This window comes from Pelorhabdus sp. sgz311001, assembly GCF_055901755.1.
In genome coordinates, this window is sequence record NZ_JBVXUT010000003.1 from 396,221 (window position 1) to 407,755 (window position 11,535).

The 11,535-nt window shown below is 43.4% G+C and carries 11 protein-coding genes; all 11 read right to left on the bottom strand.

The genetic code is table 11. The annotated features are described in order from the left end of the window. Window positions 1–31: 31 nt before the first annotated feature. The 11 genes from AC0MXB_RS10490 to AC0MXB_RS10540 all read right to left on the bottom strand — a co-directional run bounded on the left by AC0MXB_RS10490 (window position 32) and on the right by AC0MXB_RS10540 (window position 11,484). A complete protein-coding gene (locus AC0MXB_RS10490; protein ID WP_474039621.1) occupies window positions 32–1,708 on the bottom strand; it encodes an FAD-dependent oxidoreductase in 1,677 nt (558 codons plus the stop codon). Between the two features lie 93 nt (window positions 1,709–1,801). Then, complete coding sequence (gene ahpC / locus AC0MXB_RS10495) at window positions 1,802–2,365, bottom strand: alkyl hydroperoxide reductase subunit C (protein WP_474039622.1); 564 nt, start codon at window positions 2,363–2,365, stop codon at window positions 1,802–1,804. 316 nt (window positions 2,366–2,681) lie between these two features. Continuing rightward, window positions 2,682–3,542, bottom strand: coding sequence for an MBL fold metallo-hydrolase (locus AC0MXB_RS10500; RefSeq protein ID WP_474039623.1), 861 nt, complete (start codon window positions 3,540–3,542; stop codon window positions 2,682–2,684). A gap of 36 nt (window positions 3,543–3,578) precedes the next feature. Beyond that, complete coding sequence (locus AC0MXB_RS10505) at window positions 3,579–4,832, bottom strand: purple acid phosphatase family protein (RefSeq protein ID WP_474039624.1); 1,254 nt, start codon at window positions 4,830–4,832, stop codon at window positions 3,579–3,581. Between the two features lie 190 nt (window positions 4,833–5,022). After that, on the bottom strand, window positions 5,023–5,838 hold the full coding sequence (locus AC0MXB_RS10510; protein ID WP_474039625.1) for an alpha/beta fold hydrolase: 816 nt from the start codon (window positions 5,836–5,838) through the stop codon (window positions 5,023–5,025). Window positions 5,839–5,960: 122 nt separating this feature from the next. Continuing rightward, a complete protein-coding gene (locus AC0MXB_RS10515) occupies window positions 5,961–7,157 on the bottom strand; it encodes an MFS transporter (protein WP_474039626.1) in 1,197 nt (398 codons plus the stop codon). A 24-nt stretch (window positions 7,158–7,181) separates the two neighbouring features. Further along, a complete protein-coding gene (locus AC0MXB_RS10520) occupies window positions 7,182–7,622 on the bottom strand; it encodes a MarR family winged helix-turn-helix transcriptional regulator (RefSeq protein ID WP_474039627.1) in 441 nt (146 codons plus the stop codon). Between the two features lie 219 nt (window positions 7,623–7,841). Next, window positions 7,842–8,636 (bottom strand): sugar phosphate isomerase/epimerase family protein, encoded by a 795-nt coding sequence (locus tag AC0MXB_RS10525; RefSeq protein ID WP_474039628.1) that lies wholly within the window; start codon window positions 8,634–8,636, stop codon window positions 7,842–7,844. A 2-nt stretch (window positions 8,637–8,638) separates the two neighbouring features. Beyond that, on the bottom strand, window positions 8,639–9,724 hold the full coding sequence (locus AC0MXB_RS10530; RefSeq protein ID WP_474039629.1) for an ABC transporter ATP-binding protein: 1,086 nt from the start codon (window positions 9,722–9,724) through the stop codon (window positions 8,639–8,641). A gap of 43 nt (window positions 9,725–9,767) precedes the next feature. Next, the gene (locus AC0MXB_RS10535; RefSeq protein WP_474039630.1) at window positions 9,768–10,589 is read right to left on the bottom strand and encodes a carbohydrate ABC transporter permease; all 822 of its coding nucleotides are present in this window, start codon (window positions 10,587–10,589) and stop codon (window positions 9,768–9,770) included. Beyond that, entirely contained in the window at window positions 10,579–11,484 is a 906-nt protein-coding gene (locus tag AC0MXB_RS10540; RefSeq protein ID WP_474039631.1) for a carbohydrate ABC transporter permease, read from the bottom strand. Before AC0MXB_RS10540 ends, AC0MXB_RS10535 begins: the two co-directional genes overlap by 11 nt. Window positions 11,485–11,535 lie beyond the last annotated feature (51 nt).

Genomic DNA, 11,535 nt, shown 5'->3' on the forward strand with positions numbered 1-11,535 from the left:
TCAGTTGAATCGCACCGAGAGTTTTTTCTTGTTACATGGCCGAAGCTAAAGGCCTAATTCCAGTTTCCTTGTCTGTCAGATACTCTTCCAAACACGCTAGCAAGGCAGGAATATCTTTCTTGCCAAACAACACCTTCTCCTGATTGATAATCAAGCAAGGAACACTTAGAATCTCATACTGCTGTTTAAAAGCGGCAAAATGATTCAAATCATAAACATGAGTCGTTATCTGCGGATTTAACGCAGCAAGTCGCTGTGCCGCCATAACAAGTTCCGGACACATTGTACAGGAAAGAGTTACAACAAGATCCAGTTGAACTTTTGACTTAATTGCCTGCGTCCGGGCAACAAGCTGATTATCAAGGGGCTGACCGCTGCCACCCAAATTATAGAGCGCAACGATAAATGAATTGATCTCGTGCCCGCCAGGAACGCCATGAAAACTTAAGCCACTGTATTGCCCAGCCACATCAAGACATAACTCCGGCAACAGTTCGTCTGGCTCGCCCTGTTCTTCTTCATATAACAAGTGATCTGATAAAGCAGCGATTTCCTGCGCAAACTGGCGAAGCTCTGTAGAAACAGCCCGTGCATCAAGCCTAGCTCGCAAAGTCACCGGTTTTGTCAGCTTCTTAAAAACTTGTTTTAGCTGCTTCTGCATGGGCGTATCAAAAAATTCTTGAGCTGATTCCGGCGGCGTTTCAACCGTTGCCAAAGATTCGACTGCTTTAACTTGTTGCGTTACTATAGCAACTCGTTCCAACTGCAGCCGTTCATAGATTTCATCAAGCACGTTTTCTAGTTCGGTAGCCGCTACAGCTCCGTCAGCCACGGCCGTCACGACTTGTCGTAAATTCTTCCGGCAGGCATCACCAGCGCCATAAATGCCAGCTATATTCGTCCTTTGATTTCGATCGGTAAGCAAATACCCTGCTTCGTCCGTTGCGACAAGTCCTTTAACAACGTCCGTCGCTGGATCATAGCCAACGAAAACAAATACGCCTATATTATCTTGTTCTGCCGGTATATATTTTTGTGTTTCGCCTGTCAGTCGATTTTCTAAGACAAGATACTGCAAAACAGAATCACCGCCAGCTTCCAAGACCTGTGTATGATAATGTACTTCAATCTTAGGATGTTTTACCACTTTTTCCGTAATCGAAGCCGCGCACTTCAGTTTATCGCCGCGCACGAGCAAGTGAACCTTTCGCCCATAACGCGTTAAAAAAAGCGCTTCTTCCGCCGCGGAAAAACCGCTGCCAATTACAAAAATTTCTTTTCCCGTAAAAAATTCGCCATCACAAGTAGCGCAATAGCCTACGCCCCTACCGCGAAATTCGTCTTCGCCACGAAATCCAGCCCTACGAGGATTGGCTCCCAGCGCCAAAACAATACCAAAAGTTGTTAGCGACCTGCCATCAGCCAAATGTACTGTTTTAACATCACCGACTGCATCAAGCCCAATCGCTTCTCCATTGATAAATTCAGCGCCAAAGTCTTCCGCTTGCTGGCGCATCGTAGCCGATAGCTGGCTACCACTGATTGTGCGAATTCCTGGATAATTGACGACCTCTGCCGTAGTTCCTACTTGACCACCGGCTTTTTCCTTCTCCAAGACGGCTACACGATACCGAGCCCTCGCCAAATATAAAGCGGCCGTCATTCCTGCCGGGCCTGAACCAATCACAATTGCATCATAGCGTTCCATGTTTGCGGCAATCTCCCCCTTTAACATCATAATAAAAGAAATCTGTATGCAGTAAACGAAACAATCGTCCGCTGCCGCATACAGATTTTGTGTTTATAATAAACCGACTAAGTCAAGACTCGGTTTTAAAGTTTCTTTGCCTGGCGTCCATTTTGCTGGGCATACCTGATCGCCATGTTCCGCAACAAACTGCAAAGCCTGAACGCGACGAAGCAGTTCATCAGCATTGCGGCCAATATTCCCTGCAACAACTTCATAAGCAACAATTTCTCCGGCGGGATTCACAATAAAAGTCCCTCTTTCAGCAAGGCCTTTTGACTCAATCATTACATCAAAATCTCTAGCCAGTGCTCCGGTAGGATCAGCTAGCATAGGATATTTGATTTTTTGAATGGTTTTCGATGCATCCTGCCAAGCCTTATGAACAAAATGGGTATCGCAAGATACAGAGTAAATTTCAGTGCCAATTTGCTGGAACTCTTCATACTTATCAGCTAAATCTTCTAGCTCTGTTGGGCACACAAAAGTGAAATCCGCCGGGTAGAAGAAGAAGACCGACCATTTTCCCAAGATATCTTGCTTCGTAACTTCTTTGAAATCCTTATCGACAAAAGCCTGCACTGTAAAATCACTAACTTCTTTTCCAATTAAAGACATAATATAAGCCTCCTTTTTATTTAGCAGTGATCCTAAAGTTTAAGATCACTAAGTTTCCACATGTAATAGTTTTGCCTGAACTGATTGAATCGGGTCTACTTAATTAATATTTATTATTAATTAGTATCAATAACTCTTCTCAATTAATAAATTACTCTATTTCACATCTTTTGTCAATGAAAACTTGTAAGTAATTTCACAATATGCAATTGAGGTATTGCAAAAAAACAGGGAACTATTTATCATCAACCAAATAGTTCCCTGTTTCGCCGAACCTAACCGATTCTTATATGTTTATGCAGTTAAATGTCCTCGCCTAAATATCCTCGCCCTCTTCGATTGCAATAAAACGATACTTCTTATTTTCGCTCTTTTGGGCTTGTACATATCCAAAACCTGGCGAAGCAAAATGGGCGCCGCCAACAAGCCAACGCTGCCGTGCCGCCTCCGCCAAAATTTGCTGACGAATGCTAGCTGCCGCCTGTTTGTTATTATCATAGGCAATAGTTACAGCAGGATCATGAAATTGAATCGCGGCTACATGAATGATATCTCCCCATAAAACCAAGGTTTTCCCCTGACTTTCGATACAAAAAGCGGTATGTCCCGGCGTATGACCAAATAAATCTCTAGCATGAATCCCCATAGACAATTGGCAATTTCCCTGAAAGGTCTTGAACCTATCCGCTTGTTGATAAGGAGCTAGCGCCTCTTTTACCGTATGGAAAGTCCGATTCGTTGCTTCCGGTGCGGAATCAAAATGATTCATATCGAGCCAATAAGCAGCTTCGCATTCATTCGCATAAACCGTTGCGTTTGCAAAAACAGGCTCTCCTGTTGCAGTAACCAGCCCGCCAACATGGTCGCCATGCATGTGCGTCAAATAAATCTCATGAATTTGTTCTGGCTGATATCCGATCAACCGCAGATTGTCAACGACTTTCCCCATTGTGGGAGCGCCAAACGTTCCATTACCTGTATCAATTAATACCAGTTTCTCGCCGCGGCAAATTAAAAATGCATTGACTGTCGATTCGATCTCACCTAAAGGATACGCTTTGGCTAGAGCAGCTTGCATCTCCGCCTTGTCGCCTTGCAATAACTCGGCCTGCTGCGCCAAAGTCCGCCGATTAATGCCATCTGATAATACGAAAACTGTGTAATCGCCTACTTTCATGTCACCACTCTCCTTATTACATTACCCTATTTATCATTAATTTTTATGTTTGCTCCATGCATCAATAATATCACCATTTAAAGAAAATGCTGTAACAGTTATATTCTGCTTACTCACTTCAATAGTTAAATAATTCGGTTCGTCCACAGGGTTATAAAATAGGGCATCCCAATCTTTTGCCACGGCACGGGGAAACGTCTTTTTGCCGCTTCGTCCACTAGTAAAATACACAGTACCGTTGCCTTGTTCATTGTTCCACTGACTGGCAAAGATCGGATAAGATCGTGCATAAACATGATCATGGCCAGAAAAAACAACATCCACCTTATAACGATCCAATAACGGAGCAAAGGTATCACGCAAATCCTGATCGCCTTCGCTCGGACGATTATGATAAAGCGGTCTATGAAGCAATACCAACTTCCAACGTTTCTGTGTTTTTGCTAAGTCTTGCTCCAGCCAGGCTTGTTGCAACGCCAGCATATCTGGCAGCCACTGAGCTTCTTCCTGCACTTGACTATCAAGAATTGAAAAATGAGCGTCGCCATAATCAAAGGAATATACTTTGCCCCGCAATGCTTCCGGACCATTAGCGGGCAGACGGAAAAAAGCTGTATATAGCAAAGGCCGAGCAATCTTCCAGTCGCTGGTATACGTCTCGTGATTTCCCATGACCGCCATAACTGGGATTGTATCAATCACCTTTCGACCTGCTTGAAACCAATCATCCCACTGTTCGTAATTAAGGCCGATATCCACTAAATCCCCTATATTGATGAGAAACGAAGCATCGCGATTGCTATCATAAGCAGTTCGTAAAGTTTTGTGCCATACACGATATGAATTCCCCTGCGAATCGCCAAACAGCAAAAACTTAAAAGGTCTTACCTTGCTAGGAGCTGTGGTAAACGTATAATAGGAACTCCAAAAAAAGCCATTCCCGACGCGATATCGATAGGTAGTTTCCGGTTTAAGGTCTTTTAGCTCAGCGGCGTAGGTGCAAATCATCCCGCCGTCAGTATCTACTTTACTGGCAATAGCCTCCTGTAAAAGCGGATGACTCGCCTCATCAATCGGAGCATATTCGACCTTGCCTGGAGCAGCATGGCGGCCTGACTGCCAGGAAATAGTCTGTGTAGAATCTGGCGCGCCGGTCCAAGTAAGCATTATGTTACGAGGTTGTAAACGAAACGGAGGGAGAGTGATCCCATATAGCAAAACTGCAATACCGATGAAAGCCAGAAAAAACCGCTTTCGCTTAAGTAACACTTCTAGTTGCTGTTTTAGCATCCTCAGCCTCCCCAAAACAAGCTCTTAATTTTTTATGCCTATTTCGGTAACAAATTTAGAAATCCTGCCAACACCGTAGTTTACAGCTTTAAGAAATTTTATTATCTATGATGAAAAATATAACTCTCCCGAATCATCTCTTTACAAAAACCAAATCACACTACCTAAAAAGCTACGTTAACTTAAGAAACTACGCTTCAACAAAGCGGATCAGCTCATGATTAAACTTTTCACGTTCATCGTAGAATGCGCCATGACCACTGTATTGCAAAGGAATCAACTTGGAATTTCTTATCGCTTGATTTTGGATCTCGCCTAACTCGAAGCGAACAATTTGATCATGAATCCCGTGAAGGATTAATGTGGGAACGCAAATCTGCCTTAAGTCCGCGAATAATTGAGTTTCATCAAGCCAGGTCTTGGCTATTGCCACAGTAGACCAACCAGCCGCTTCCAAGCCAAGCTGGAAAAACCAATCAGAAAAGGCTTGCGTCACATGTTGAAAGAAAAATAGATTGCCAAAACCAACTAACATATTCGGACGATCCTGGCATGTATCTTGAATAATTTTTAGTACAACTTCCCGCTTTACTCCATAAGGAAAATCAGGCCGCTGAATCAGACTCGGCGCCGCCGCGGCAAACAGCGCCAGTTTGGCTACACCGTGCCCCTTGTGGCGCGCCATATAGCGTATGGCGATTGCCCCGCCAGTAGAGTGACCAGCTAGAACAATATTTCTTAGCTCCAGTGCATTAATCACACAACGAATATCATCTGCCAATCGATCATAAGAATAGCCGTGAAAGGGCTTATCTGATTTGCCAAAACCTCTTGTATCAACACCGATACAACGATAGCCTCTACAGGCAAGCTCCGAATATTGGTATTCGAACATCTTATGGTTTGCTGGCCATCCATGAATAAATAGTATCGTTTCACGTCCTGTCGGGTTTATATCTTCCACATAGATTTTTACATCCTTTTCTGCTTTAACATAATAGCCCATACACTCACTCCTCTGCCCAATAAACTGTCTCTTACAGTTTATTCAAATACAAAAAAAGTGCGCTAAATCAGCGCACTTTTTTGTGTTCACTTATTATTAACATGACCTAACAATCTTGTCTATTACATAGCTTTTGCTTTGCTTACTTCGTTCTTGATCGGCTGCGATAAAAAAATTGAGCAGAATGCAGCGCCTAAGGCAAAAGCTGTTAAAAGCTCCATCGTAGCTGTCAACCCATACGTATCGGCGAATCGGCCAATGAGCGGAACAAAGATACCGCCGACGCTGAAGCTAAGACCTAGCGTCACACCTGAAGCAAAACCAATGCTACGCGCTAAATAACTCTGTCCTAACACAACAATAGAACTAAAGGGCGAAAACATAGCAAAACCAATGGGAATCATTAAAGCATAGCAAGCAAACACACTCGTCGACTGCGATAATAAACCAATCATCGGCGCCAAAAGACCATAGCTAAACTGCACAACCTTCAGATAACCGATTTTATCAGCTAGTATTCCTCCGATTAGCGTAGTTACTACGCCAAACATAAATAGTATCGTTAAAGCCGAACTAGCTGCAGCTGCAGAAAGCCCTATAACCTGCACTAGATAAAGCGGAATAAAACTGCGCAAGCCGCAAATAACAATCGAACTAAAAATAATAAGCAAGGTCAAACGAGCAAAGGAACTCCAATCATTTTGAAGCTGCTGGGAAGATGTCGCGCTGGTTACTGGCCCCGCCGCAGTTGTTACAAGATTTTTCTCGATATAGGCTTTCATCTTGGGAACAACTAGCAATAAAGCGATAGACATTGTAGCCGCCAGCACACAAAATACCGTCGTTCCTGCCATGCCAAAAGCGCTGATTGCCGCAACAACAACAACCGGGCCAGCAGCAAAACCGCCGTTACCGCCTACGGAAAAAATACTCAACGCCGTACCACGCTTCGTACCCGAAAGCTTGTGAATCATTCTAGCCGCCTCGGGATGAAAAATAGCACTGCCGATACCACTCACTGTTACGACGGCAAAAATCGCCCAGTAATTTGTAAAGAGGCCAGCAAGCCCCATAGCTGCCCCTGATAAAAAAATGCCTAGCGACATAAGCCAAGTCTTAGATGTTCGATCAGCCAACCAGCCAAAAGTCGGCTGTACTACGGAAGATAAAAAACAGGAGGCAAACATAAGACCTGCCACGGATTGATAATCCATGCCATATTGCAAAATAAAGTACGGTAAAATCGCTGGCAAGGCTCCCATGCCAATATCACAGAAAAAATGCCCTAACGCAACTACATACACATAATTTCGATTCATATCTTCAGCCCCTTTATCACTAAGTTAGTCTTCTTCCGCCATTTTTTTATCGTAATTTTGATTCATTTCATTCAAAAACCGCAGAATAATCGCTTGTTCACTTTCACTATATGTTGATAAAATCGCTAATTTTTCTTTTCTGATCTGCTCGTGACACGTTTTATGGGCTTCATAGGCTTGCTTGCCCAGCTGCGTCAAAGAAAAGTAAATTTCCTTATTATTATCTGGCTTTTGGTAACTAGCAATTAACTTCTTATTGAGCAGTTTTTTCGTTATCTTACTTATGGCGCCGCGTGTCATGCCCATTTCCGCCGCTACTTTGGTAACATTGGCGTACTCGATCGAACCGATTTTATCAATACAGTGCGCTTCCGCCAAAGTGGCTACACCAATAACGTCGGCGTGGTGATGCTCAAAAATACCAGCCCGTTCTTGTATCCTCGCCAACGATTTTATAATTGCCACATTATAGTCTATAATAACGATCTCCTCCTTTGTTTCTATGGAAACAATATAATCATACTCTTATTTTGTTTCCCTGTAAACAAAACTTTTCAAAATAATTATAGTTATAAAAATAAAACTGCCAACTAAAATACGCTGGCAGCTTCCAAAAAATCATTTTTGCTCTTATTATTTTACGGACTTTATATAAATTCCTGGAGTCACACCAAACATCTCTTCCTACCGCAGCTTCTCACGAATATAGGCAGCATCAGCAAGAATATCGGCAGTATCTTGCGCACAATGTTTCCCATACTCAATAACAAGATCGGCCTGCGGCGTAAACTTTTTATATAAAGTTAGAAATCGATCAAAATCAAGCGTTCCATCTAAAATACGATTATGCTGGTCCTCTCTCCCATCATTATTATGTACATGATAGGCTACCGTTTTATGAGCCAACTTTTCGATCAGCCGCGGCAAATCCCAACCATTCGCATGGGCATGGCCAATATCAATTAAAATAGCTTGCGGAATTTCCTGCGCCATTTGGATAAACTGAGCCTCATCGAAAAGCATGTTATCGCGCGATAAAACGCCGGCATTTTCGACAACGATCTGAGCGCCAAACGGCTTGGCCACTTTACTAAGCTGCTTTAAGTTTTCGTCGGCAACACGCACCATTTCATCACGTTCGTTAGCAGCAACGCGGCAGTTATTATGATGATATACAATATATTTGCTATCAAACTGCTGCGATAATTGAATAGTTTTCTGAAAGAAATCCATGGCTTGGAGATATTCCTTACTGCCTATCGGTTTACTATGTTCGGTGCGATAATAGGGCCCATGTAAGGAGATCGGATATTGGCTAAACGCCTCGCCATATTTTTCAATAACCGTAGAAAATACCGGATCATGCCACTCCGGAAAAAGTTCAATCCCCACACACTCTGCATGAGTAGCTGCTAGCAGGGGGAAAATATTAGGCAAGTCTTCCGGCCCATACATATTCGTACTAATATATAAATTCATAGTTACACCTCGGGATAGCCAATATTGGCTGTTGTTTGATTATCAAAAACATGCATCTGAGTGGCATCTGGCGCAAACCATACTGGCTGACCTGGCTGCAAACTCGTTTGATCGCAAATGGCAATTGCTTCGGCGCCTTCGATTTCAAAATAAATACCGCAACGATTGCCGTACTCTTCGATATACTTTACCGTCCCGGCAAAAGAATTTCCTATCGCTTCTGGCTGCAATTGAATATGCTCTGGTCGAATCCCTAAATAGAAGACGCCGCACCCAGTCTTACCAATATAATCACTCCAAGCGTCTGCCAAGGAAACCGTCTGATTGCCTAGCCGCAATAACCGATTTTCATAGACTGCCGTAAAAATATTCATAGGCGGCGCGCCGATAAACTTAGCAGTAAATACGTTAGCTGGCCGATGATATACGTTATGAGGCGTATCAATCATTTGCAGGCGGCCTTTATCCATGAGAGCAATCCGCTCGCCTACGGTCATAGCCTCTACCTGGTCATGAGTTACATAAACAAAAGTCTGTCCATAAGCCTGATGAATTTTAACGAGTTCCTTTCGCGCATGACCGCGTAGCTGAGCATCCAGATTCGAAAGCGGCTCATCAAGCAACAACACGTCGCTGCGTTTGACAACAGCTCGCGCTAAAGCTACTCGCTGCCGCTGTCCGCCTGATAAATCCTTGGGCTTTCGGTTCTCCAGACCCGTAAGTTCCAGCATCTGCAGCGCTGTCTGCAGCCGTTCTTTCATCTCCGCCTGCGGCAGTTTCTGCACCTTCAACCCATAAATAATATTCTCAGCGACTGTCATATGCGGAAACAGGGCGTAATTTTGAAAGACCATACTTACATTACGAGCGCCACTGTCCACATCATTCACTTTTTGCCCGTTCATATACAAGTTACCTGATGTAATCTCTTCCAACCCGGCAATCAGTCGCAAGGTTGTCGACTTACCGCACCCTGAGGCCCCGAGCAAAATCAGCCGCTCGCCGGGCCGAATCGTAAGGTTTAGGTGATCGATGACGGTTGCTTTTTCGTAGGATTTACACACATTTTCAAAAATAATTTCTTTCATGGCTGCCCGCCTTTCTTCACTACTGATCTAACTCAATAGGAGTCTACCCTTTTACGCCCGAGGAAGTAAAAGTGCTAATAATATAGCGTTGGAAAATGAGATAAAGTACTAAAGGAATCACCATAGTAATTACCGCTACCGCCATAGCCAACGTAAAATCCGTACCGCCTTCGGCACTGATAAATAACTGCAAGGCCAGCGGCAGCGTAAAATTCATCTTATCTTTTAAGATCATGACTGGCCAGACAAATTCATTCCAGGAGTTAATAAAAAACATAATCGCTGTGGACACCACGGCTGGTTTAATTAAAGGAAGGATAATGTCCCACAGAATCTGCATATGTCCGGCCTGCTCTAACCGAGCCGCCTCCACCAAAGAGTAAGGAATCGTCCGCATGGCCTGGCGGATCAGAAAAATCCCTGTCGCATCACTCAACTGCGGCAAAATAACGCCGATAATATGGTCCCTAAAGCCTAACTGCGATACAGTGAGATAGTTGGGAATCATCGTAACCGTAAAAGGAATAAAGATCGTGCTAATCAAGACAAAATACAGCACATTTTTCCCCTTAAAATCAAAATATACGAAAGAGTAAGCCGCCAGTACACTCGTAATAATTTGAAATATGGTGACTGTGGCGGCAACGAGAAAGGTGTTCGTGGCAATGCGAAAAAAAGGAAGCTGCGAAAAAACCTGCGTATAATTATTAAAAGTTGGGTGCTGGGGAATAAGACCTAACACGTTACTATAGGCCTCACTGAGCTCTTTGAATGAGCTAGAAACAGCAAAAACTATAGGCATAAGAGAACAAAACAAGGCGATCCCTAACAACACATGCCACGTATACTGTTGATTATTTTTCATAATAGATACCCTTCTCTACATACTTAAATTCTAGCAAGAGCAAGGCGATAAACAACACCATCGTTATGATGGCAAAAGCTGAGGCCACTCCGGTATGATAAAAAGTAAAGGCCTCTTGGTAGACATTGTAGATCAAATTTGAACTGGCATTATCAGGCCCGCCTTGCGTCACTACCTTGATTGGCGTAAATACATACTGCAGTCCCTGCACTATAGTGATAATAAAAATGTAGATCCCCGTAGCGCCGCTCATGGGCAATACAATATCCCAAAAAATCCGGTGTAGCGGCACATTGTCGATACGGGCAGCTTCAATCACTTCCTGAGGGACACCGGTTACGCCGCCAAATATAACGATGAAATTGTAGCCAAATATTTTCCACGTCGTAATCAGACTCAGCACCATAATTACCAGTCCTGGCGTCTTACTCCAGACAGGCAGGACTATCCCGCAATATTTAGCAAGTATCGCCACTGGCCCTGATATAGGATTGAGGATCCACAAGTACAATATAGAGCCAACAACAAGTGAAATCACACTGGGTAAAAAGAAAGCGCTTTTATAAAAGCCTCGTCCCCGCTTAACTACAAAGGACAGAACAAAAGCAAGTACATAAGGAGCGGCGCAGTTAAGCAGCAACAAAATGACCAGATAAGCTAACGTATTTCTAAGTACTACATAAGTAAGCGGATCTTGAAAGACAGCCGCATAATTGGCCAACCCTACAAAGGTTTTGAATGGCTTAATCATATTCCAGTCAAAAAAACTTAAGTAAACCGTGTAAATCAGCGGATAAAACATAAATATCGTAAAAACCAGCAAGGAAGGAATTATCAAGCCACAGGCCCACAAGGTGCTGCGCTTGATCCCACAAAGCTTTTGCTTTTTATCCATGCTCTCACCCCTTATTTCGATCTTTCTTACGAATTTTGAATCTAAATACGT

Excerpts from the sequence above, each read along its gene's own strand:
- AC0MXB_RS10490 (WP_474039621.1), bottom strand. The coding sequence starts at position 1,708 with ATGGAACGCTATGATGCAATTGTGATTGGTTCAGGCCCGGCAGGAATG.
- ahpC (WP_474039622.1), bottom strand. The coding sequence starts at position 2,365 with ATGTCTTTAATTGGAAAAGAAGTTAGTGATTTTACAGTGCAGGCTTTT.
- AC0MXB_RS10500 (WP_474039623.1), bottom strand. The coding sequence starts at position 3,542 with ATGAAAGTAGGCGATTACACAGTTTTCGTATTATCAGATGGCATTAAT.
- AC0MXB_RS10505 (WP_474039624.1), bottom strand. The coding sequence starts at position 4,832 with ATGCTAAAACAGCAACTAGAAGTGTTACTTAAGCGAAAGCGGTTTTTT.
- AC0MXB_RS10510 (WP_474039625.1), bottom strand. The coding sequence starts at position 5,838 with ATGGGCTATTATGTTAAAGCAGAAAAGGATGTAAAAATCTATGTGGAA.
- AC0MXB_RS10515 (WP_474039626.1), bottom strand. The coding sequence starts at position 7,157 with ATGAATCGAAATTATGTGTATGTAGTTGCGTTAGGGCATTTTTTCTGT.
- AC0MXB_RS10525 (WP_474039628.1), bottom strand. The coding sequence starts at position 8,636 with ATGAATTTATATATTAGTACGAATATGTATGGGCCGGAAGACTTGCCT.
- AC0MXB_RS10530 (WP_474039629.1), bottom strand. The coding sequence starts at position 9,724 with ATGAAAGAAATTATTTTTGAAAATGTGTGTAAATCCTACGAAAAAGCA.
- AC0MXB_RS10535 (WP_474039630.1), bottom strand. The coding sequence starts at position 10,589 with ATGAAAAATAATCAACAGTATACGTGGCATGTGTTGTTAGGGATCGCC.
- AC0MXB_RS10540 (WP_474039631.1), bottom strand. The coding sequence starts at position 11,484 with ATGGATAAAAAGCAAAAGCTTTGTGGGATCAAGCGCAGCACCTTGTGG.